Annotated in this window: 20 protein-coding genes and 1 tRNA gene; 11 read left to right on the top strand and 10 right to left on the bottom strand. The window is 71.8% G+C overall.

Translation table 11 applies throughout. From position 1 onward, the window contains the following. Positions 1-26: 26 nt before the first annotated feature. Positions 27-1,001 (bottom strand): helix-turn-helix domain-containing protein, encoded by a 975-nt coding sequence (locus NUT86_RS17355; protein ID WP_109890349.1) that lies wholly within the window; start codon positions 999-1,001, stop codon positions 27-29. A 96-nt stretch (positions 1,002-1,097) separates the two neighbouring features. On the opposite strand from NUT86_RS17355, the gene NUT86_RS17360 reads away from it, so the two are divergent. Beyond that, the gene (locus NUT86_RS17360) at positions 1,098-1,307 is read left to right on the top strand and encodes a hypothetical protein (protein WP_274736206.1); all 210 of its coding nucleotides are present in this window, start codon (positions 1,098-1,100) and stop codon (positions 1,305-1,307) included. Positions 1,308-1,553: 246 nt separating this feature from the next. On the opposite strand, the gene NUT86_RS17365 is transcribed toward NUT86_RS17360, so the two are convergent. Then, positions 1,554-2,357, bottom strand: coding sequence for an exodeoxyribonuclease III (locus NUT86_RS17365; protein ID WP_274736208.1), 804 nt, complete (start codon positions 2,355-2,357; stop codon positions 1,554-1,556). A 67-nt stretch (positions 2,358-2,424) separates the two neighbouring features. Between NUT86_RS17365 and NUT86_RS17370 the strand changes: the two genes are divergently transcribed. The 7 genes from NUT86_RS17370 to NUT86_RS17400 all read left to right on the top strand — a co-directional run bounded on the left by NUT86_RS17370 (position 2,425) and on the right by NUT86_RS17400 (position 9,252). Further along, on the top strand, positions 2,425-2,907 hold the full coding sequence (locus tag NUT86_RS17370) for a GNAT family N-acetyltransferase (protein WP_159487970.1): 483 nt from the start codon (positions 2,425-2,427) through the stop codon (positions 2,905-2,907). Between the two features lie 167 nt (positions 2,908-3,074). Further along, on the top strand, positions 3,075-4,004 hold the full coding sequence (locus NUT86_RS17375; RefSeq protein WP_274736211.1) for an ABC transporter ATP-binding protein: 930 nt from the start codon (positions 3,075-3,077) through the stop codon (positions 4,002-4,004). Beyond that, a complete protein-coding gene (locus NUT86_RS17380; protein WP_018091125.1) occupies positions 4,001-5,029 on the top strand; it encodes an ABC transporter permease in 1,029 nt (342 codons plus the stop codon). Before NUT86_RS17375 ends, NUT86_RS17380 begins: the two co-directional genes overlap by 4 nt. A 169-nt stretch (positions 5,030-5,198) precedes the next feature. After that, positions 5,199-5,594, top strand: coding sequence for a GntR family transcriptional regulator (locus tag NUT86_RS17385; protein ID WP_274736213.1), 396 nt, complete (start codon positions 5,199-5,201; stop codon positions 5,592-5,594). Positions 5,595-5,896: 302 nt separating this feature from the next. Continuing rightward, positions 5,897-6,682 (top strand): MerR family transcriptional regulator, encoded by a 786-nt coding sequence (locus tag NUT86_RS17390; protein WP_109890355.1) that lies wholly within the window; start codon positions 5,897-5,899, stop codon positions 6,680-6,682. A 440-nt stretch (positions 6,683-7,122) separates the two neighbouring features. Then, positions 7,123-8,400, top strand: coding sequence for a glycosyltransferase (locus NUT86_RS17395; RefSeq protein WP_274736216.1), 1,278 nt, complete (start codon positions 7,123-7,125; stop codon positions 8,398-8,400). Positions 8,401-8,643: 243 nt separating this feature from the next. Then, positions 8,644-9,252 (top strand): M23 family metallopeptidase, encoded by a 609-nt coding sequence (locus tag NUT86_RS17400; RefSeq protein WP_274736218.1) that lies wholly within the window; start codon positions 8,644-8,646, stop codon positions 9,250-9,252. Between the two features lie 256 nt (positions 9,253-9,508). On the opposite strand, the gene NUT86_RS17405 is transcribed toward NUT86_RS17400, so the two are convergent. The 7 genes from NUT86_RS17405 to galU all read right to left on the bottom strand — a co-directional run bounded on the left by NUT86_RS17405 (position 9,509) and on the right by galU (position 14,750). Then, positions 9,509-9,581 (bottom strand) — tRNA-Ala (locus NUT86_RS17405). A gap of 75 nt (positions 9,582-9,656) precedes the next feature. Further along, positions 9,657-10,703 (bottom strand): divisome protein SepX/GlpR, encoded by a 1,047-nt coding sequence (sepX, locus tag NUT86_RS17410; protein WP_018091129.1) that lies wholly within the window; start codon positions 10,701-10,703, stop codon positions 9,657-9,659. Positions 10,704-10,854: 151 nt separating this feature from the next. Further along, positions 10,855-11,469 (bottom strand): GNAT family N-acetyltransferase, encoded by a 615-nt coding sequence (locus NUT86_RS17415; protein ID WP_018091130.1) that lies wholly within the window; start codon positions 11,467-11,469, stop codon positions 10,855-10,857. A 14-nt stretch (positions 11,470-11,483) separates the two neighbouring features. Beyond that, complete coding sequence (locus tag NUT86_RS17420; protein WP_159487933.1) at positions 11,484-11,987, bottom strand: MogA/MoaB family molybdenum cofactor biosynthesis protein; 504 nt, start codon at positions 11,985-11,987, stop codon at positions 11,484-11,486. Next, the gene (gene moaC, locus NUT86_RS17425) at positions 11,984-12,466 is read right to left on the bottom strand and encodes a cyclic pyranopterin monophosphate synthase MoaC (protein WP_148590773.1); all 483 of its coding nucleotides are present in this window, start codon (positions 12,464-12,466) and stop codon (positions 11,984-11,986) included. Before moaC ends, NUT86_RS17420 begins: the two co-directional genes overlap by 4 nt. A 60-nt stretch (positions 12,467-12,526) precedes the next feature. After that, positions 12,527-13,843 carry a molybdotransferase-like divisome protein Glp gene (glp, locus tag NUT86_RS17430; protein ID WP_274736222.1) on the bottom strand — a complete coding sequence of 439 codons (1,317 nt, stop codon included), beginning with the start codon at positions 13,841-13,843 and terminating at the stop codon, positions 12,527-12,529. Between the two features lie 4 nt (positions 13,844-13,847). Then, the gene (galU, locus tag NUT86_RS17435; RefSeq protein ID WP_018091134.1) at positions 13,848-14,750 is read right to left on the bottom strand and encodes a UTP--glucose-1-phosphate uridylyltransferase GalU; all 903 of its coding nucleotides are present in this window, start codon (positions 14,748-14,750) and stop codon (positions 13,848-13,850) included. 144 nt (positions 14,751-14,894) lie between these two features. Here galU and NUT86_RS17440 point away from each other — a divergent pair, with 144 nt between their 5' ends. Next, complete coding sequence (locus NUT86_RS17440) at positions 14,895-15,470, top strand: 5-formyltetrahydrofolate cyclo-ligase (protein ID WP_229838342.1); 576 nt, start codon at positions 14,895-14,897, stop codon at positions 15,468-15,470. A gap of 119 nt (positions 15,471-15,589) precedes the next feature. Here NUT86_RS17440 and NUT86_RS17445 read toward each other — a convergent pair whose 3' ends face one another. After that, the gene (locus tag NUT86_RS17445; RefSeq protein WP_274736225.1) at positions 15,590-18,313 is read right to left on the bottom strand and encodes a penicillin acylase family protein; all 2,724 of its coding nucleotides are present in this window, start codon (positions 18,311-18,313) and stop codon (positions 15,590-15,592) included. A gap of 182 nt (positions 18,314-18,495) precedes the next feature. Between NUT86_RS17445 and NUT86_RS17450 the strand changes: the two genes are divergently transcribed. Together NUT86_RS17450 and NUT86_RS17455 are read left to right on the top strand one after the other, a co-directional pair. Beyond that, positions 18,496-20,016, top strand: a complete 1,521-nt coding sequence (locus tag NUT86_RS17450) for a potassium/proton antiporter (protein WP_274740519.1) — start codon at positions 18,496-18,498, stop codon at positions 20,014-20,016. Between the two features lie 316 nt (positions 20,017-20,332). Then, a complete protein-coding gene (locus NUT86_RS17455; protein WP_274736227.1) occupies positions 20,333-21,634 on the top strand; it encodes an MFS transporter in 1,302 nt (433 codons plus the stop codon). Positions 21,635-21,638: the final 4 nt, after the last annotated feature.

A 21,638-nucleotide genomic window follows, 5' to 3' on the forward strand; every position in this document is an offset into this window, starting at 1 on the left:
AGGGCGGCGGTCTCTCACCGTACGGGTTACCGCGCCGCTACCGCCCTTTTCAGAGCGTCGCGGTGCTCCCAAGTCCACGGGGCGTCGCGAAGTTCATCAGGCAGCCCTGCAAGCCCTGCCGTGATGTGGTCCACGGCATCCGCGTAGCGAGCGAGACCCAGATTCGCCAGACCCATGTTCAGGCGGTTGAACTCGGGCGTGAGCCAGTAAGCCGTGTCCGGGGGCGGCAGTTCGGCGGCAGCGGCCGTCAGCCTCTCCGCGCTCTCGACCAAGCGGAGTGCGTCGTCCCGCTCCCCCGACTCCGCCATGCCCGCTGCCGCCTGGAGCATGTCCCCGAGACGCTGCGCGGGGTGCGCGCCCGGGGTGTACGCGGCGGCGGAGTACCAGCGGGCAACCCCGTGCGGCCGGCCCTGCTGACGTGCGATGTACCCCTTGAAGTTGAGCGCCTGCGCGGCCAGCGTGCCGTTGCCCACCTCGTCCGCCAGCTCCACCGCGTCGTTCAGCAGGTGCACTGCCTTGGCGTCCTGGCGTTCTTGAGCGAGCATCCATCCGCCGAACTGGAGGAACTCAGAGGCGACTTCCGCCAGTCGGTCGCGATGTGGCCCCCGGGCGCCCTTGAGCAGGTGGATCACTTCGTTCATCTGGGTCAGGGTGGCCGGAAGTACCGACTGGGGCCTGACCGTGTCGTCCAGCCGCCGGTACGCGGCAAGGATGCCGGCCAGGGCGTCCACGGTCCCCGCGTCCAGCCGGGAGGGGTTGGCCACGCTGCGGGTCATCCGAGAGCGCTCGTCAACGTCGAGCAGGGTTCCGGCCAGCGCTCCCCCGGTCTTGAGCAGTTCGTCAAGTGACCTGGCCAGCTTGGGCGACGGCTGCTGCTTCCCGTTCAGCACCCGGGACAGGTAGGCGGGGTCGTAGTTGATGGCACGCGCGGCGGCCTTTATCGAGTAACCGTTGTCATGCAGAGCACGGCGGGCAAGATCAGCGAAGTCGTCGTCACGCATCGCGCCTCATCACGCAGGGGTTGACCGAGTGACTTCCACTGTAGTCAACGCTGGTCAACTCCCGTGTGAGCTAGCGGTGTAGCGACCATGGGGGCCATGACAGAGCCCACGAAATACCCGACGGCACCAACAGAACTGCCGTTATGGATGGACCTGGAGCCCGTGCCCGTGCCCGGCTGTGATGTGTGCGGCGCACTGGCCAGGGAGCGGGACGCCGCGCGGCGCGCCGGAGACGGCTCCAAGGTGAGCGACTGCAATGTAGAGATCCGGCGGCACCCACACGGCACAAAGGCGGCCCGGAGGTGATCACGTGGGCTGGTACCGGCCACCGCGTGGAAGGCGAGTGGGCCCCCGACCGGACAAGCCCGGAGCGGGCAGACGTGCCCCGTCTGAGCCGACGGGCTCAGACTCTCGCCCCGGTCCGCCCTTGACTGGGGTACTGCCCAGGCAGTGAGGGGCGGACCGCTTCGGCCCCGGGAAGCCGAAGTGCCTCCAGCAGCCCCGTCCGGCGACGGCGAGCACCACAGTCGGACGGGGCCGTCCTGCCGCAAGCTACCGCTCGAACACCACCGTCACCGGCGCATGGTCCGACCACCGCTGGTCACAGCTGGCCGCCCGCTCCACCGACGCCTTCACCGCGCGCACGGCGAGACCGGGGGTGGCCATGGCGTAGTCGATGCGCCAGCCCGCGTCGTTGTCGAAGGCGCGGCCCCGGTACGACCACCACGAGTACGGGCCCTCGGTGTCCGGGTACAGGCCGCGGACGACATCCACATAGCCGCCGCGGGCCTCGTCCAGGACGTCGGTCAGCCAGGCGCGCTCCTCCGGGAGGAAGCCGGACTTCTTCCGGTTGGCCTTCCAGTTCTTCAGGTCGGCCTCCTGGTGCGCGATGTTCCAGTCGCCGCACACCACCACCTCACGGCCGTCCGCCGCGGCCCGCTTGCGCAGCTCGACGAGGTACGGCAGGAACTCCGCCATGAAGCGTTCCTTCTCGTCCTGCCGCTCGGTGCCGACCTCACCGGAGGGCAGATAGAGGCTGGCGACGGTCACACCGGGCAGGTCCGCCTCGACATAGCGGCCGCTGGTGTCGAATTCCGCCGAGCCGAAGCCCACCTGGACACGGTCCGGCTCCCGCCGGGTGTAGAGCGAGACCCCGGCCCGTCCCTTGGCGGCCGCCGGCGCGTGCACGGTGTGCCAGCCCGCGGGCTCGCGCACGTCGTCCGGGAGCTGGGCGGTCTCGGCCCGTACCTCCTGCAGGCACAGCACATCCGCCGCGGTCCCCGCCAGCCACGGGACGAAGCCCTTCTTGGCCGCGGCGCGCAGCCCGTTCACATTCACAGAGGTCACGGTGAGCATCCGGGCACGATACCGACCCCGCGTACCTCGTCGCGCCGGGCGTCCGCCCGCCCGTACGATTTCTGGAATGGAGATACGTCCCGTCCGCTATGACCACCCCGACGCGGTCACGCTCGATGAGCTGGTCCAGCAGGAGTACGCCCGGCGCTACGGCGACGGTGACATGACCCCGCTGGACCCGGAGATGTTCACCCCTCCTCACGGTGCGTACCTGATCGCGTACGACGGCGGCCGCCCGCTGGCCACCGGCGGATGGCGGCGGCAGGAGGACGCGGCGGAGGGGTACGCGGTCGGCGACGCCGAGATCAAGCGGATGTTCGTGGTCCCGGAGGCGCGCGGACGGGGGCTGGCCCGGCGGATCCTGGCCGCCCTGGAAGCGGACGCCCGGGCCGCGGGGCGCTCCCGCATGGTGCTGGAGACCGGGATCAAGCAGCCCGAGGCGCTGGAGCTTTATGCCTCGTGCGGCTACGTACTCGTCGAGAAGTTCGGTCTGTACCGGACGTATGACGACAGCCGGTGCATGGCGAAGCCGCTGGTGGCGGAGGGCTGAGCCAGCCGGGGCGGCGCTCGGCCCGCGCGCGGGCGGGCTCCCGGCCCCGTCGGCCCGACCCCGGCCCGGCCCGGCCCCATCGCTGCCCCGGCCCGAATTTATTGACAGGCGTCCGGGCCGCTCCCCATACTCATTCCACTAATCAACTAGCTAAAGGGGGGATCCGGGTGAGCGACCCGAGCCCATGGGCCATCGAGGCCGAAGGACTGGGGAAGCAGTACGGTCGCGGCTGGGCGCTGCGGGACTGCTCCTTCCGGCTCCCCGCGGGCCACATCTGCGCCCTCGTCGGCCCCAACGGCGCCGGCAAGAGCACGTTCCTGGGCACCGCGACCCGGCTGGTGCAGCCGACCACCGGCACGCTGAAGCTGTTCGGTGTCCCGGTCTCCGACCCGGCCGTCCTGTCCCGGGTCTCCTTCCTCGCCCAGGACAAGCCCCTCTACCCCCGCTTCACGGTGGCCGAGACGCTGCGGCTGGGCCGTGAGCTCAACCCGCGCTGGGACCAGGAGCTGGCCGAGCGGATCGTCCGCTCCGGCAAGGTCCCGCTCAGCGCCCGCATCGGCACCCTCTCGGGCGGCCAGCGCACCCGCGTCGCCTTCGCCCTCGCCTTCGGCAAGCGGCCCGAGCTGCTGCTGCTCGACGAGCCGATGTCCGACCTCGATCCGCTCGCCCGGCACGAGATGTCGGGGCTGCTGATGGCCGAGGCCGCCGAACACGGCACGACCGTCCTGATGTCGTCCCACATGCTCTCCGAGATGGAGGTCATGTGTGACTACCTCCTCGTCCTCGCCGAGGGCAGGCTGCGGATGGCCGGCCAGACCGATGACCTGATCCCCGCACACCTGCTGGTGACGGGCGTCGCCGAGGGGGACGACGGGGTGCCCGAGGAGCTGCGGCGGCAGCACACCGTGGTCGAATCCCGGCTCACCGGGCGGCAGTTCAGCGCCCTGATCCGGAGCGGCGGCCCGCACTCCGACAGCTGGGAGGTGCTGTCGCCGAGCATGGAGGAGGTCCTGCTGGCCTATCTGCGCTCGCCCGACGCCCCCACCCTGATCGCGGACGAGTCCCGCGTCGACGGACAGCGAGGGGCCGCGGCATGAGCACCACCAGCACATCCGGCCTCACCGGTGCCACGGACACCACGGACGGGGCGAGCGGCCTCCCCCATACGGCCACCGGCCGCCGCGGCCTGCTGCACGGCCTGCCCTGGCTGGTCTGCCGCCGGCACCGCACCTTCCTGCGCCTCGCCCTGCTGGTCACCGTCGTGGGATGCGCGACCTTCGCCTACCAGCGCATCGGCGTGATGGACTTCCTGCACACCCGGGGAACCACCCCCGACCCCGACGGGCGGCTGGCCAACGACTTCCAGAACGCCTACGGCAGCGTGTTCCTCAGCGGCAGCCAGCTGCTGGACTACCTGCCCGTCCTCATCGGCATCTTCGTCGGCGCACCGCTCATCGCCGGCGAGCAGGAGCACGGCACCATCAAGCTGGTCACCACCCAGTCGGTGAGCCGCGGCCGCTGGATCACCGCCACCCTCGCCCTGCCGCTGGCCGTCGCGGTGCTGTGCACCACCCTGCTGTCGGCCGCCTTCACCTGGCTGTGGACGCCGGCGCACAAACTGGCCATGGGCAGCGACTGGCTGGCGGGCGGCCCCTTCGACAGCACCGGCCCCGTCCCCGTCGCCAGGACCCTGTTCCTGACCGCCTGCGGGATCGCCATCGGCATGCTGATCAAGCGGGTCGTACCGGCCATCGCGGCCACCGCCGTCTTCACCGTGGTCACCGGCGTGCTCTGGGCCGAGCAGGTACGCCCCCGGCTCGGCGCCCTGCGCAGCGTCACCTACCCGTACGCATCCGACGACGGCCCCCGCCTGCCGGTCGACGCCGTACGGGTGGACGACTGGGTGTCCACCGCGGACGGCACGCTCTACGGCTTCGGCACCTGCGTCAACGGCGACGCCGAGGCCTGCCGGGCCAAGCTGGGCATCGTCAACCGGGTGACCCAGTACTTCGACTACGGGCAGATGGCCGGAATGCAGTGGCGGGGCGCGGGGATCCTGCTGGCGCTGACCGTCGTGGTGCTGGCGTTCGTCGTCTGGCGGGCACACCGGCGGCCACTCTGAACGGCCAGCCGCGCGACGGCCGATACGGGCGGCCGGCCGCGGGAGAATTCCGTACGGGGCACGTGCCGGGCGGCGCTTTGACACCCGGCACGGCCGGCCTGATCATCAAGCGGTCGGACAGCCCGGCCCCGGTGCCCCACAGGACGGCACGGGCGGAAGAAGCAGAGAGGTGGTGAGCGTCGTCGAGTTCCGGATCGACCGTCGCAGCGGTGTCGCCACCTACCTCCAGATCGTCCAACAGGTCCAGCAGGCACTGCGGTTGGGTGTGCTGGTGGAGGGCGACCGGCTGCCGACCGCCGCACAGGTGGCCGCCACGACCAAGGTCAACCCCAATACGACCCTCAAGGCCTACCGCGAGCTGGAGCGCGAGGGCCTGGTCGAACCGCGCCCCGGCCTCGGCACCTTCGTCAGCCGGACACTCGCCCGCCCCCAGTCCGCCGCGGACACCCTGCTCCGCGAGGAGCTCCGCTCCTGGACGGACCGGGCCCGCGCGGAGGGACTGGCCCGGGAGGACGTCCAGGCGCTGATGAACTCCGTACTGCAGGACCGGTATCCGGACGGCTGATTCGGACGGCTGAGCCTGACGGCTGCTCGGGACAGCTGATCCGGACGGTTGAGCCGGGCCGCTGAGCCGGACTGTCGAGCCCGGCGGTCGCCCCGGGCGGGAGCGGCGGCGCCACGCCCCGGCGCTCCCGCCCCGCCCCTTCTCTCCTCACCCCTTCTCTCCTCACCCCTTCTCTCCCCGCTTGACCCTCACGCAACGTCAGGCCGCACGCTGAAGGAACGGCACGGCCCCGGCCACCGGTGGCCTCACCACCACCGGAAGACGGCGGGCCGGCCGGACACCACGGGACGAAAGGCGCTGCGATGAGTTACTCGGTCGGGCAGGTCTCCGGCTTCGCGGGGATCACGGTGCGGACCCTGCACCACTACGACAAGGCCGGCCTGCTCTCCCCCAGTGACCGCAGCCCCGCCGGCTACCGCCTCTACAGCGATACCGACCTCGCCCGGCTGCAGCAGATCCTCTTCTACCGGGAACTCGGCTTCCCCCTCGACGAGATCGCCACCATCCTGGAGGACCCGCAGGCCAACGCCCTGGACCACCTCCGCGCCCGGCACCGCCTCCTCAACGACCAGATCACCAAGCTGCAACGGCTGGTCGAGGTCGCCGAACACGCCATGGAGGTCCAGCAGACCGGTGTGGAGCTGACCCCCGAGGAGCGGTTCGAGGTCTTCGGCGAGGTGGCCTTCGACCTCACCTACGCCACCCAGGCCCATCTCAAGTGGCAGCACCACGAGGGCCATCAGCGCTCGATGGCGCGGGCCGCCGCACACTCCAAGGAGGACTGGGCGAAGATCATGGCCGAGTCCGCCGACTGGCGCGTACGGCTCCTCGCCGCCTTCGACGCCGGGGAGCCGGCGGACGGCACACCCGCCATGGACCTCGCGGAGGAGCACCGACAGCACGTGGCCCGCTGGTTCACCCCGTGCCCCACCGACATGCACGGCCGGATCGCCGACGACTTCGCCACCGATCCCCGCGCCTTCGCCCTGGTCGTACCCCCCACCGAACAACGCCCCGGCCTCGCCCCGTACCTCCGCACCGCCGTACACGCCAACGCGGTACGCCAGTCACCGCCGCACGGGGGCTGAGCGCCGTACTGGGGATGAGTGCCGCACGGGGCTGAGCGCCGCACAAGGGACGAGCGCCGTACGAGAGCTAAGCGCCGTACGAGGGATGAGCGCCGCACGCACTTCCCGGCGGCCCCCGGTCGCCCCGCCTGACGCCCGGATACCCGTCGGCCGCATCTCCCACCGCCTCCCCGGCCCGGCCCACCTCACACGAGGAACGACCGCGGCACCCCATTCCCACCGCCTCCGCCACCTCCCCCACACCCACTGCATCCGCCCCATACGCCCCACCCCCTGCATTCGCCACGTCTGCCGCCTCGCCATGCCCGTATGCCTGCCATCCCCGCATGCCCGCACGGCCGCACGGCCGCACGGCCGCATGCCCGCCGCAGCACACAGAGCGCAAGCACCCACCACCCACCACACTCCCCAGACCCGAAGAAGGCCGAGGCCGACCACCCATGACACACATCCTGATCACGGCCGCCGGATCCCACGGCGACATCGCCCCGTACACCGGTGTGGGCGCCCGGCTCCGCGCAGCAGGCCATGAGGTCGCCCTCGCCACCCACGACAGCTACGCCCCGCTCGTACGGGCCGCCGGCCTGGAGTTCCGCCGGCTGCCGGCCGACCCCCGCACCCGTCGCGCCGACCCCGAGGACGCCACCGAGCAGGCCCGGCCCCCGGCCCCCGGCGGCACCCGCGCCCTCATGCGCCAGGCCGCCGCCTTCATCAAGGAACTGGGCGGCGGTATCGCCGACGCCGCCCGCGACGACACCGACCTGCTCCTGCTCTCCGCCACCACCGCACCGCTCGGCCACCACCTCGCCGAGGCGAGAGGCATCCCGTCCCTGGAGCTGCCCCTCGTGCCCGCCGCCCCCACCGGCGACTTCGCCCCGGTCATCAGCGGCGGTCGCTCACTGGGCCGCTGGGGCAACCGCGCCGCCGGCCGGCTCTCCCTCCGCGTCATCGACCGTCTCTACGCCGACGCGGCCCGCGAGATGCGCGCCCGCCTCGGGCTGCCGGCCGCCACACCCCGTACGGTCCGCCGCCGCGCCGAGGCCGCCGGCCGGCCGGTCCTGTACGGCTTCAGCGAGGTCCTGGTGCCCCGCCCCTCCGACTGGCGCACCGGCCTCGACGTCGTGGGGAACTGGTGGCCCTGGCATGCGCCGGACGACCGACTCCCGCCCGTCGTCGAGGACTTCCTGGCCGCGGGCCCGCCGCCGGTCTTCATCGGCTTCGGCAGCATGGCGGGCGGCGAGGGCGAACGTCTGAGTGCTCTCGCGGCAGCCGCCCTGCGCCGCGCCAAGGTCCGCGGCATCCTCCAGTCCGGCTGGGCCGGTCTGACCACCCGGCACACCTCCGCGGACGACGACCTCCTCACCATCGGCGAGGTCCCGCACGCGCTCCTCTTCCCCCGGATGTCCGCGGTGGTGCACCACTGCGGCGCCGGCACCGCCGCCGCGGGGGTGCGCGCCGGAGTCCCCACCGTCCCGGTCCCGGTCACCGCCGACCAGCCCTTCTGGGCCGCCCGCCTGGCCGCCCTGGGTGTCGCCACCGCCCCGATCCCCTTCAAGGACCTGTCCACGGACCACGCCGTCGCCCGCCTGGTCCACGCCATTACCCAGGCCACCGCCGCCCCCGCCCGCCGCGATCACGCCACCGCCGCCGCCCACCGTCTCGCCACCGAGGACGGCGCCGGCGAGGTCCTCAAGGCGGCCGAGCGCCTGCTTGCCTGAGCCGACCCTTCAACGCCCCAGCCCCGTCACCGCCCCAGCCCCGGCACCGACCCCGGCACCGACCCCGGCACCGGCCCCGGCACCGGCTCCGCGAACACCGCCCGGCCGCCGACCCCAAGCCCGTCACCCCATCGGCCGCACGGGCCGCCGGGTCCCGTCCGGCGGGCGGTCCGCCACCCGTTCGGCGGGCCGGTGCCCCGCCCCGGGATGCGACCACCGGCCACAGGGCGTGGGCTCGCAACTATGACCACGTTCCGCAAAAGCACCCCGCTGCGCAGAATGCTGCTGCTCGCCATAGCCCCGACGGCCATGGGCTGCGTCCTCACCCTGGCGGCCTCCGAGGTGGCCGTCGCCGCCCCGGCCGGCACCTGGAGCCACCCCACGAAGGCCCGCCACCGCATCAGCTCGCCCTACGGCGTCCGCGGCACCTGGCAGGCCGGTCACCACACGGGCATCGACCTCGCCGTCCGCCCCGGGACCAAGGTCAGGTCCGTGGGCTCCGGCACCGTGGTCCTCGCCAAACGGTCGGGCGCCTACGGAAAGGCCGTGACGATCCGCATGAACGACGGCCGCTACACCCTCTTCGGCCACCTCTCCCGCATCACGGTCCGCCCCGGCCAGAAGGTCCGCGCCCGTACCCGCCTCGGCTACAGCGGCGCCACCGGCCGCGCCACCGGCCCCCACCTCCACTTCGAGGTACGCACCGGCCGCCACTACGGCACGGACATCAACCCCCTCACCTACCTGGCCAAACACGGCATCCGCCTCACCCCCCGCACCTCCACCGCACCACGCCACCGCCACCACCACCGCCCCAAGCACCACCACCGCCACCACAGGCACCACCACTAGGGAGACACCCCCGGCCCACCGGCCGACAAGCCCCCGCCTCACCACCCCTGAGTCCCCCTCAGCCCCGGGCTCCGACGGCCGCCGCGGCTGTTGTGCGTTCCTGCCGTACCCAGGGGCGGGGATGAGCTTGCCGGAGGCACCGTGGCAGTCACGCCGGTACACCGATACGCCGACGCTCAGACGGTGGCGTACTTCACTGCCGCACGACGCGAAAAAGCCCCCACCGGATCTTCCCGGAGGGGGCTTTGACGTGCTGTGGACCTGAGGGGATTCGAACCCCTGACCCCCTCGTTGCGAACGAGGTGCGCTACCAGCTGCGCCACAGGCCCTTGCGACGAGTGAAACTCTAGCATCTCGGTCGCGGTGCTCGGAAATCGCTTCCGGTGCTGGTCAGCGGAGGGCCGTCACTCGTTCGCCGCGCGTGGGCGGTCCTCGTCCTCGTACTGGTCGAAGAGGGGGGTGCGGCCGCGGGTGCGGCGGCCGGGGTGGGTGGGGCGGTCCTGCGAGGGCGTGTCGGGCTGGGGGTGGTCGGGGGCGGCGCTGGAGCGGGCGGAGCTCCAGGCGTCGTCGGCGTCCAGGTCGACATGGCTGGTGGCGCGCGGGGCGACCGGGGCGGTGACGTAGGTGGGCAGGGGGACCGGGACCGGCTCCCAGCTGCCGGCGGCGGGGCTCGGACGCTCGCGCTCGCGCTGCTGGTCGACCCACTCGGCGTGGTCGGTCTCCTCGACCAGGGCGCGGCGGCCCGCGGTGTGGGCGGGGGTCGCGGGGCGGGGCGGTTCCGGGGCGGCGTCGGCCGGGGCGTCAGCGCGGGCGTCGGCCGGGTGCTCGTCGGCGGGCGGCTGGTCGGCCGCCTGCTGAGGGCGGCGCCTGCCCTCCCGCAGTCGCTGGGCCGCCGCCTCCGCCTTGCGCCGGTCCATGGTGAAGGTGAAGCGCCGCCGCTCCTGGGCGCGCAGGTAAATGATGTACGCGGTCAGGAGGAGGGCGGGAAGGGCAGGGGCCCAGAGGAAGGGGATACCGCCTACCGCGGCGACGATGGCGCCGACGGTGAAGGTGAGAAACAGGATGGTGATGGTGCGCCGGCGGCGGGCGAGGACCTTGGCGCGCTTGGTCCGCTCGGCGGCGGAGGGGCGCGGCGGGGTGGCCTGCACCCGGGTGTGGACGGCCTCGGCCGGGTCCGCCGGAGCGGGATCGCCAAAGTCCCGGGCGGCGGCCTCGTCGGCCGGAGCGTCCGGGTCCGCTTCGTCGCCCGCATCGTCGGCGGGGTACTCCCCGTGCCGCTTGTCGTAGCGGCGCTGCATGGCCGCACGTCCGGACAGCAGCCGGATGGCGGTGCTGAAGCGCTCGGTCGGACGGGCCTCGTTGAGCTCGTCCTGCCTACGGAGCCACATCGGCACCAGGTAGGCGGCCCAGGCCCCGACGATGACTGCGTAGATGAGGCCGCTGCTTCTCACAACTCACACGGTAGAGGGGTTTGCGTGGGGCCATCCGCCAATTGAGCCGGTGTGTCGCACGATCTGGCTGATATCTCGAACTTTTTTGTGATCGTAGAGATCAGCACCTCAGCCAATCCGGTCAATCAGGGAATAGATTCGAACATTCATTTTATTTGTGGGGTGCGCCCGGCGTGCGGGGTTTCCCTCGCCGCCAGCGGTTGAGCAGGCCTTCGGGCACCTCTTCCGCGGTGAGGGCGTAAACGGCGTGGTCGCGCCAGGCGCCGTCGATGTGAAGGTAGCGCGGGCGGATGCCTTCTTCGCGGAAACCGAGCTTTTCGACCACCCGGCGGCTGGGGGTGTTCTCCGGGCGAATGCAGATCTCGATGCGGTGCAGGCCCACGGACCGGAAGCAGTGGTCGACGGCGAGCGCCACGGCCGTCGGAATGACACCGCGGCCGGCGACTTCCTGGTCGACCCAGTAACCGACATGGCCGGAGCACATGGAGCCCCAGGCGATGCCCGCGACCGTCAGCTGGCCGACGAGCCGGCCGCGGTATTCGACGACGAACGGCAGCATCCGGCCGGCGTGCGCCTCGGCACGGAGATGGCGGACCATCTGACGGTACGTGGGACGGTGCGGCGGGGCGAGGCCGGGCGGGGGCGGCGGGATGGTGGCTTCCCAGGGCCGCAGCCAGTCGCGGTTACGGCGGTTGACCTCGCGCCATTCCCGTTGGTCGCGCACCCTTATCGGGCGGAGGGTGACCTCACCGTCCGTCAGGACCACCGGCCAGGGCGCGTTCAGCTCGGGCTCCCGGAAGGTCTGGGGTGGTCGCCGCCGCGGATCTGGTCGACGGCGTGCGGCAGCAGGTCTGCGAGGACGGCGAGGCCGTCGCGGACGCCGCCGGACGAGCCGGGGAGGTTGACGATCAGGGTCGTCCCGGCGACGCCCGCCAGGCCGCGGGAGAGCGCGGCGGTGGGGACCTTCGTGCGGCCGGCGGCGCGGATCGCCTCGGGGATGCCGGGGACCTCGTAGTCCAGGACCCGGCGGGTGGCCTCGGGGGTGCGGTCGGTGGGCGAGAGGCCCGTACCGCCGGTGGTGAGGACGACGGCGTAGCGGGCGGAGGAGACGGCGCCGCGGAGGGCTGCTTCCACCGGCTCGCCGTCGGGCACCACCTGCGGGCCGTCGACCTCGAAGCCCATGGCCGCCAGGCCCTCGGCGAGCAGTGGGCCGCCCTTGTCGGCGTAGACGCCGGCCGCGGCGCGGTTGGAGGCGGTGACGACCAGGGCGCGTGCGGGTGTCATGACCGGCTCCAGTCGCCGGACTTTCCGCCGGTTTTCTCCTCCACGCGGATGTCGGAGATCACCGCGGCCTTGTCGACGGCCTTGACCATGTCGACGACGGTGAGGGCGGCGACGGAGACGGCGGTGAGCGCCTCCATCTCGACGCCGGTGCGGTCGGTGGTTTTGACCGTGGCCGTGATCTCGACGGCCTCGTCGGTGAGGGAGAGGTCCACCGTCACGCCGGAGACGGCCAGCGGGTGGCAGAGCGGGATCAGCTCGGGGGTGCGCTTGGCGCCCATGATGCCGGCGATCCGGGCGGTGGCCAGGGCATCGCCCTTGGGCATGCCCTCGCCCCGCAGCAGCTCGATGACCTGCGCTGACACCAGGACGCGGCCACGGGCTCGGGCGGTGCGGGCGGTGACGTCCTTCTCGGAGACGTCGACCATCCGCGCCGCGCCCGCCGCGTCGAGATGGGTGAGGTGTTGCTGGCCGCTGCTCATCGTTCTCCCGGTACCAAACTGCCGCCTGTGGGACGACACCGTACCCCCGGCGGCAGCGGGCTATCCGAGCAGGACGATGTCCACCTCCGCGCCCGCGGGGACCTCGGTGGTGTCCTCGGGGACGATGATCAGCGCGTTGGCGTGCGCCATGGCTTTGATCAGGTGGGAGCCGGCGCCGCCGACGGGGGTGACCGTGCCGGCCTCGGCGTCGTAGGAGCCGCGCAGGAACTGGCGCTTCCCCTTGGGCGAGGAGGCCACGGCCTCGGTGCACTTGGCGGGAGTGGTGGGGCGGTGGACCTCGGGCAGGCCCATGAGGGCGCGGATGGCCGGGCGGACGAACAGCTCGAAGGAGACGTACGAGCTGACGGGGTTGCCGGGCAGGGCGAGGAGCGGGATGCGGTCGGGGCCGATGAGGCCGAAGCCCTGGGGCTTGCCGGGCTGCATGGCCAGCCTGCGGAACTCGACCGTGCCCTCCTCGGCGGACAGCGCGGCCAGGGTCTCCTTGACGACGTCGTACGCGCCGACGCTGACGCCGCCGCTGGTGACGAGGATGTCGGCCCGGATGAGCTGGTCCTCCAGGGTGGAGCGGAGGGTCTCGGCGTCGTCGGCGACGGCGCCGACGCGGTAGGCGATGGCTCCGGCGTCGCGGGCGGCGGCGGTGAGCTGGAAGCTGTTGGAGTCGTGGATCTGGCCGGGCCCCAACGCCTCGCCGGGCTGGACCAGTTCGCTGCCGGTCGACAGCACCACGACGCGGGGGCGGGGGTGGACCCGGACCGTGCCGCGGCCGATGGCGGCGAGCAGGCCGATCTGGGAGGGGCCGAGGACCGTGCCCGCGCGCAGGGCCGGCTCGCCTTCGGTGACATCGCTGCCGCGGGCGCGGATATGGGCGCCGGCGGCGGCCGGGCGGTGGACGCGGACCTCGCCGCCGGCGTCCTGGGGGGCGGCGCTGTGGGCGCGCATCGAGGCGGCCGGTCCCTGGCCCGTGCCGCCGTCGGTCCACTCGACGGGGACGACGGCGTCGGCGCCGGGCGGCACCGGGGCGCCGGTCATGATGCGGACGGCCTGGCCGGGCTCGATCCCGGGCAGCTCGCCGCTGCCCGCCGCGACATCGCCGATGACGGTGAGGACGGCCGGGGTGCTCTCCGTGGCGTCCGCGACGTCGGCGGCCCGGACCGCGTAGCCGTCCATGGAGCTGTTGTCGAAGGGCGGCAGGGCGACCGGGACCGTGATGTCCTCGACCAGGACGCAGCCCTGGGCGTCGAGGAGTTGCAGCTCGATCGGGTCCAGCGGGTCGATCTTCGACAGGACGTCGTCGAGATGCTCGGCCACCGACCAGACGCGGTCCTGGTGGCGGGTCTGGTCGGTGGTGCCGTTCAACGTCTTACATCTCCTCGGTGACGTAACTGCGAAGCCAGGTCCGGAAGTCCGGGCCCAAGTCTTCACGTTCGCATGCCAGTCGGACAATGGCACGCAGATAGTCGCCGCGGTCGCCGGTGTCATAGCGGCGGCCCTTGAAGACCACGCCGTGCACCGGTCCGCCGAGGGCGGGGTCGGCGGCCAGCGCCTGGAGGGCGTCGGTGAGCTGGATCTCGCCGCCGCGGCCCGGGGCGGTCTTGCGGAGCACCTCGAAGACGGCCGGGTCGAGGACGTAGCGGCCGATGATGGCGAGGTTGCTGGGGGCCTCGGCCGGGTCGGGCTTCTCGACCAGGTCGGAGACGGCCACGACATCGTCGTCGCCGGTCGGGGCGGCCGCCGCGCAGCCGTAGAGGTGGATCTGCGCCGGGTCGACCTCCATCAGGGCGATGACGGAGCCGCCGTACTGCTCCTGTATCTCGACCATGCGCTGCAGCAGCGGGTCACGGGGGTCGATCAGATCGTCGCCGAGGAGGACCGCGAAGGGCTGGTCGCCCACGTGGGGTGCGGCACACAGCACCGCGTGGCCCAGGCCCCTGGGGTCGCCCTGGCGTACGTAGTGCATGGTCGCCAGGTCGCTGGACTCCTGCACCTTGGCGAGCCGGGACTCGTCGCCCTTGCGGTGCAGCGCCTCTTCGAGTTCGTAATTACGGTCGAAGTGGTCCTCTAGGGGGCGCTTGTTGCGGCCGGTCACCATCAGGACGTCGGAGAGCCCGGCGGCGGCCGCCTCCTCCACCACGTACTGGATGGCGGGCTTGTCGACTACCGGGAGCATCTCCTTGGGTGTGGCCTTGGTGGCGGGGAGAAACCTGGTGCCGAGGCCGGCTGCTGGGATGACAGCCTTGCTGATCCGTGTGTGCGATGCGGTCATGCGCGACACCATAACCGGCCCTATCGGAACGATGATGAGGGACCGGTGAATAGAGCACGAGAGCGGGAGCAAGGGCGCACAGTGAGCATTGAGCACGATAGAAAGCGCAGGTTGCGGCGGGATCTCCTGGAGGTAAGGAGAGCGTTGCCGCCGGATGTCGTCGCGGCGACGGGCGAGGCGCTGGCCCGACGTGCCCTGGAGCTGGACGAGTTGGTGTGGCCCCTCGCCCCGCGGCCCGAGGCGCTGCCGACCGTCGCCGCCTATGTCTCGATGGGCGGTGAGCCCTCCACCCGCGCCCTGCTCGACCTGCTGCGGGCGGCCGGGGTGCGGGTGCTGCTGCCCGTGCTGCTGGCCGACAACGATCTGGACTGGGCGCTCTACGAGGGCGCGGAGGGGCTCGTACGGGCGGGCCGCGGGCTGCTGGAGCCGGACGGGCAGCGGCTGGGCCCGGAGGCCGTCACGGAGGCGGACGTGGTGCTGCTGCCGGGGCTCGCGGTGGACCGCAGCGGGCTGCGGCTGGGGCGCGGCGGCGGCTCCTACGACCGGGTGCTGTCGCGGCTGGAGCGGGCCGGTGCGCGGGCGTCGCTGGTGGTGCTGCTGTATGACGCGGAGGTGCTGGCGGAGGTGCCGGGCGAGGCGCACGACCGGCATGTGCATGCCGCGGTGACCCCGTCGGGGGTGCACCGGTTCACGGAGCCGGGAGAGCGTCCGGAGGACTGAGGCGCCCGTGGACGGGCGGGCGGCCCGGCGGAGCCGGAAAGCCGTCGGGCGGACCGGAATCCTCCGGCCCGCCCGACGGCTCAGCGATCACCAGGTGGCGGCGTGCGCGCCGCCCGCCCCTACGGCGACAGCGTCAGCGTGTCCTTGCCCGCCTTCTTGACGGCCTGCTCGCTGTACGCCCAGGGCAGCAGGTCGCCCTTGGCCCACTTGTCGGTCTGGTCGTAGTAGTGCGCGTCGTAGGCGTGCCCGGAGGCGCCGGTGAGGTTGATCCAGCGGGACTTGTCGAGGTCGGCGAGGTTGACGACCATCCGCATCGACGGGACCCAGGTGACCTTGTAGCCGCCGGCGGCGTTCCAGCCGGTGGCGTCGACCGCGGCCTCGCCGCCGCCGACGTTCCAGGGGCCGCGGTTGAACAGGCCCTGCAGGATGCCGGGCCCGTCGGTGCCCAGGGTCTGGTTCTTCAGGAACATCTGGTGCAGCCGTCCCCAGCTCCAGTTGTCGATGTTCTTGCCCAGCTTGGAGGTCAGCTCGAAGCGCGCGTCCTTCATGGCGTGTGCCAGGAGCTGGTCGCGGTTCTTGTCACCGGGGCGGTTGGGCCGGTCCTCGGTCTTCCACCAGGCGTTGTCCGGGTCGTCGAGGATGGTGCGGACGACCTCGTACCAGCGGTCGCCGCCGTCGGGCTGGGCGGAGTCACCGGCCCGCTCGCCGCATTCGCGGATGTACTTGTCGTTCTCGTCGGCGGGGCCGGTCTCGTCGGCCGGGCGGACGGTGAGGCACTGCCCGTCGGGGCGCACTTCCTTGGGCATCTTGTTGCCGAAGGCGAGCTTGAGGGTGTTGCGCCAGACGGCGTTGAAGTAGGCGGCCGCGGCGGAGTCGGGCTCCTGGGTGAAGTCCCAGCCCTCCAGCAGCTGCTGGGCGTCGCGGACGTACTTGTCCTTGATGTCGATCTTCGTCAGGTAGGGCGTCAGCAGCCGTGCGATCTCGCTGCTGTTGTCCTTCTGGAAGGTCTGCATGTCGTCGGTGGAGACCTTGCTGCCGTCCTTGATCTTCGACTCGATCAGGTCGTTGATCCGCTGGCTGCGGGAGCCGTAGCCCCAGTCCTTGGTGAGGAGGTAGGGGTACTTCTCGTCGACGACGGCCTGGTTGGCGGTGACGATGTAGCCGCGCTTGGGGTTGTACTCGTACGGCAGGGCCTTCTGCGGGATGTAGCCGGTCCACTGGTACTTCGGGTTCCAGCCGGGCGCCGGGTAGGTGCCGTCGAACTGGCCGTCGCCCTTGCCGCGGACGGGGATCCGGCCCGGGGCCTGGTAGCCGATGTTGCCCTTGGTGTCGGCGTAGATCAGGTTCTGGGACGGGACCTCGAAGTGCGCGGCGGCCTTGCGGAAGTCGTTCCAGTCCTTGGCGCGGTTGAGTTCGAAGACGGCGTCCATGGACTTGCCGGGGTCCAGCGCGGTCCAGCGCAGCGATACGCCGTAGCCGTCACCGCGGTCCGGGGCGGCGTTGCCGACCGGGGCGTCCTTGCCGACATCGGCCAGTTCGTCGTCGCGGTCGGAGACGATCGGCCCGTTCTTGGTGGACCGGACGGTGATCTCGTGGCTCTCGCCGCCGGCGACCTTGATGGTCTCCTTGCGGGTTATGAAGGGCCGCTGCTTGTTGTCGTAGAAGTACCCGTCGGCGTTGACCTTCTCCAGGTACAGGTCGGTGACGTCCGCGCCGAGGTTGGTCATGCCCCAGGAGATGTCCTGGTTGTGGCCGATGACGACGCCGGGCATACCGGAGAAGGTGAATCCGGAGGCGTCGTAGTTGCACCTGGGGCTCGTGGTGCGGCAGTGCAGGCCCATCTGGTACCAGAGCGAGGGCATCTGCGGTGCCAGGTGCGGGTCGTTGGCGAGCAGCGGCTTGCCGGTGGTCGTGTGGGCGCCGGAGACGACCCATGAGTTGGAGCCGATGCCGTTGCCGTTGGGGCCGAGCAGCGCCGGGACCTTGTCCAGCGTCTTGGACAGCGAGGACAGCTGCGACTGCAGGCCCACGGTGGCCCCGCCGGGGCCGGCCGGGGCGGCGTTCGCCGAACCGCCGGGCTTGAACTCCTTGGAGGCGGGGTCGACCGCACCGCCCTCGACGATCGGCTTGTTCCGCTTGTACGGGTATGCCGGGTAGAGCTGGGCGATCTGCGCGGGGGTGAAGCGGCTGGTCATCAGGGAGCGGTCGATCTCCTCCTGCATGTTGCCGCGCAGGTCCCAGGCCATCGCCTTGAGCCAGGCCACCGAGTCGACCGGCGTCCACTTCTCGGGCTTGTAGTCGTTCTCGAAGTCCAGCGCCGCGTACTCCAGGGACAGTGCCGAGCCCTCGTGGTCCTTGAGGTAGGCGTTGACTCCCGCGGAGTAGGACTGGAGGTACTTCTTGGTGCTGGGCGACAGCTTGGTGTCGTACTCCTTCTGCGCCACGTCGCGCCAGCCAAGCGTGCGCAGGAACGAGTCGGTCTTGACCTCGCTCTTGCCGAACATCTCCGAGAGGCGGCCGGCGGTCATGTGCCGCCGTACGTCCATCTCCCAGAAGCGGTCCTGGGCCTGGACGTATCCCTGGGCGCGGAAGAGGTCTTCGTCGGTGTCGGCGTAGATCTGCGGAATGCCGTGGGCGTCGCGGGTGACGTCCACCGGGTTGGTCAGACCCGGGAGTTTGAGCGAGCCCGTGGTCTGCGGGAACGACGCACGAACGGTACTGACGCCCCAGAACGCGCCGAAGCCGATGCCCGCCACGAGCAGCAGCACGACCGTGATCGCGACGAGACGGCCGCGCCGCCCCTTCTTCTTCCTGGGGACTGGGCCGGACTTGTTGGCGGGCATCTCTGTCCTTCGAGGGGCAGGGTGGGAGTGCTGGAGCAACCATAGGCGCACGGGTTCGGCGACCCCTACGCGGAGTCACCACCAGCACATCCAACCTTCAAGCAATGGTAAATTGTTAGTCTCAGTAACTAGATACGGTAAGGAAAGCCCGCCCCGGAACCCGTGCGAGGAAGGATCAGCTCCTGACTGTCGACCATCTCAACGAACTCCTGCTGATCTGCTCGCTCGTACTGCTCATTGCGGTCGCCGCGGTACGGCTCTCCTCGCGCAGCGGGCTCCCCAGCCTGCTCATCTACCTGGGGATAGGCGTCGCCATAGGCCAGGACGGGCCCGGCGGCGTCGTCTTCGACAACGCCGAGCTGACCCAACTCCTCGGCTATGCCGCGCTGGTCGTGATCCTCGCCGAGGGCGGCCTGGGCACCAAGTGGAAAGAGATCAAACCGGCGCTGCCCCGGGCGGCGGCGCTCTCGACGGTCGGCGTCGCGGTGAGCGTGGGGGTCACCGCGGCCGGAGCGCACTACCTGGCCGGACTCGACTGGCGCCAGGCGCTGCTGATCGGCGCCGTGGTGTCCTCCACTGACGCCGCGGCCGTCTTCTCCGTGCTGCGCAGTGTGCCGCTGCCGGCTCGCCTGACCGGCGTACTGGAAGCCGAATCCGGCTTCAACGACGCCCCGGTGGTCATCCTCGTCGTCGCGTTCTCCACGTCGGGACCGGTCGAGCACTGGTACGCCCTGCTCGGCGAGATCGCGCTGGAGCTGGCGATCGGCGCCGCCATCGGACTGGCCATCGGCTGGCTCGGCGCGTACGGCATGCGGCATGTGGCGCTGCCCGCGTCCGGTCTGTACCCGATCGCCGTCATGGCCATCGCGGTCTCCGCCTACGCGGCCGGCGCCCTGGCGCACGGCTCCGGCTTCCTCGCCGTCTACCTGGCCGCGGTGATCCTCGGCAACGCCAAACTCCCGCACGCGCCGGCCACCCGCGGCTTCGCCGAGGGCCTCGGCTGGCTCGGCCAGATCGGCATGTTCGTCCTGCTGGGCCTGCTGGTGACCCCGCACAACCTGATCGCCGACATCGTCCCGGCGCTGGTGATCGGCATGATCCTGACGCTGGTGGCCCGGCCGACGTCCGTGTTCGTGGCGCTGCTGCCGTTCCGGGTGCCGTGGCGGGAGAAGACCCTGCTGTCGTGGGCCGGGCTGCGCGGCGCGGTACCGATTGTGCTGGCCACCATCCCGATGGTGGGCGATGTGCCCGGCAGCCAACGGGTCTTCAACATCGTCTTCGTCCTGGTCGTGGTCTACACCCTCATCCAGGGGCCGACGCTGCCCTGGCTGGCCAAGCGGCTGCGGCTGGGCGAGGACGAGGAGGCCGCCGACCTGGGCATCGAGTCGGCGCCCCTGGAGCGGCTGCGCGGCCATCTGCTGTCCATGTCCGTCGGCACGACGTCCCGTATGCACGGTGTCGAGGTCGGCGAGCTGCGGATGCCCGCGGGCGCCGCGGTCACCCTCGTCGTACGGGACGGCTCCAGCTTCGTGCCCTCGCCCTCCACGGTGCTGCGGCGCGGCGACGAGCTGCTGGTGGTCGCCACCGACCCGGTGCGCGACGCGGCCGAGAAACGGCTGCAGGCGGTCTCCCGGGGCGGCAAGCTGGCCGGCTGGCTGGGCACCGGCGGCCCCGCCGCGGGGCGCGGCCACCGCCACCGCTGACGTCCCGCCGCACCCCGGGCCTGGAAATGTGCTGCATCTCTCCACGGATCCCAAGGAATTCCGCGTGAAGCCCTGACCAATCCCAGGGCTTCACGCGCCGCGGCCTGTAGTATGAAGAGGCACATCGACGAACCAACTCTGCCTGATGCAGAGCTGGCGCGACCGCTCGGCGGCCGCGGTCCCCTGCGCCACGCAGAGCCACCTTCCCCGGTGCGGACCACGCGGTATCACTCGGTCCTGCGCGAGAGGACAGCTCTCGGCGCGTACCCGTGACGACCTCGCGGGTGGCGCTACCAGGCGGCAGAAAGGCCCGGCCGTGGCATCCGCGGTCAAGGACTCCCGTTCCGGATACGGACCACTGCTCCGCACCCCTGGTGCTTGGACATTCCTGCTGCCCGGCTTTCTGGCCCGGCAGCCCTTCGCCATGCTGACGATCGGCATCGTGCTGCTCGTCGAATCCACCACCGGCTCGTACGGCACCGCGGGCGCGGTGTCCGCCGCGACCGGTGTCTCGATGGCCCTGTTCGCCCCGCAGAGCGGCAAACTCGCCGACCGCTTCGGCCAGCGCGCGGTGCTGATCCCCGGCGTCCTGGTGCATGTCGCCGGTGTCGCGGCGCTGATCACCCTGGCCCTCGCGCACGCCCCCCTGTGGGCGCTGTTCGCGGTGGCGGTCCCCACGGGCGCCTCGACGCCGCAGGTCGGCCCGATGGTGCGGGCCCGCTGGGCCGCCCGGCTCGGCGGCAGCCCGCTGATGCCGACGGCCGCCGCCTTCGAGTCGGTGACCGACGAGTTCACCTTCGTGGTCGGCCCGGTGCTGGCGACCGCGCTGTGCACCGGCATCCACCCGGCGGCCGGGCTGGTCGCCGAGGCCGCGCTGACCCTGGCCGGCGGGCTGCTGTTCGCCGCGCAGCGGCGCAGCCAGCCGGCCGTGCACCGGACGCAGGCCGGCGACCTGCCGCGCGTCTCGGCGCTGTCGGTGCCCGGCGTACGCGTCCTGATCGTGGCGTTCCTCGGCATCGGCGCCGTCTTCGGCGGTATGCAGGTCTCGCTGACGGCGTTCACCCAGCACATCGGGCAGCCCGGCATCAACGGCGTGCTCTACGGGATCTTCGCGGGCGGCAACATGCTCGCCGGTATCGCCTGTGGCGCCCTCGCCTGGAAGGTCGGCCCGCGGCGCCGGCTGCTGGTCGCCTACGGGCTGCTGGCGCTGGCCACCACCCCGCTGTGGGCGGTCACCGCGGTGCCGCTGCTGGGCGCCGTCGGCCTGGTCGTCGGCCTGTGCATCGCCCCGGCCCTGATCACCGGCTACACGCTGGTGGAGTCGCTGGTGCCGGCCGCCGCCCGCACCGAGGCGTTCACCTGGCTGACCGGTGCGGTCGCACTGGGCCAGGCGGCCGCAGCCACCTCCGCCGGCCAGCTGGCGGACGGCTTCGGGCCGAGCACCGGATTCCTGGTGCCGCTGGCCGGTACGGCGCTGGCCCTGACGGTGCTGCTGACGCTCCGCGCCCACCTGCTGCCGCGCTCCTCGCCGGGGGCCGCCGACGCCCCGGCGCACGGCGCCGACGACCGGGTCCCGGCCGTTTCCGAAGACCGGGAACGGGAGCTGGCGCGCGCCTGACCGA

It is taken from the genome of Streptomyces sp. G7(2002), from assembly GCF_028870195.1.
In the GTDB taxonomy this organism is placed as follows: Bacteria; Actinomycetota; Actinomycetes; order Streptomycetales; family Streptomycetaceae; genus Streptomyces; species Streptomyces nigrescens.

Coding starts and splice junctions, on each gene's coding strand:
- NUT86_RS17420 (WP_159487933.1), bottom strand. CDS start 11,987: ATGACACCCGCACGCGCCCTGGTCGTCACCGCCTCCAACCGCGCCGCG.
- NUT86_RS17380 (WP_018091125.1), top strand. CDS start 4,001: ATGAGCACCACCAGCACATCCGGCCTCACCGGTGCCACGGACACCACG.
- NUT86_RS17360 (WP_274736206.1), top strand. CDS start 1,098: ATGACAGAGCCCACGAAATACCCGACGGCACCAACAGAACTGCCGTTA.
- NUT86_RS17370 (WP_159487970.1), top strand. CDS start 2,425: ATGGAGATACGTCCCGTCCGCTATGACCACCCCGACGCGGTCACGCTC.
- NUT86_RS17390 (WP_109890355.1), top strand. CDS start 5,897: ATGAGTTACTCGGTCGGGCAGGTCTCCGGCTTCGCGGGGATCACGGTG.
- NUT86_RS17400 (WP_274736218.1), top strand. CDS start 8,644: ATGACCACGTTCCGCAAAAGCACCCCGCTGCGCAGAATGCTGCTGCTC.
- galU (WP_018091134.1), bottom strand. CDS start 14,750: ATGACCGCATCGCACACACGGATCAGCAAGGCTGTCATCCCAGCAGCC.
- NUT86_RS17355 (WP_109890349.1), bottom strand. CDS start 1,001: ATGCGTGACGACGACTTCGCTGATCTTGCCCGCCGTGCTCTGCATGAC.
- NUT86_RS17395 (WP_274736216.1), top strand. CDS start 7,123: ATGACACACATCCTGATCACGGCCGCCGGATCCCACGGCGACATCGCC.
- moaC (WP_148590773.1), bottom strand. CDS start 12,466: ATGAGCAGCGGCCAGCAACACCTCACCCATCTCGACGCGGCGGGCGCG.
- NUT86_RS17445 (WP_274736225.1), bottom strand. CDS start 18,313: ATGCCCGCCAACAAGTCCGGCCCAGTCCCCAGGAAGAAGAAGGGGCGG.
- NUT86_RS17365 (WP_274736208.1), bottom strand. CDS start 2,357: ATGCTCACCGTGACCTCTGTGAATGTGAACGGGCTGCGCGCCGCGGCC.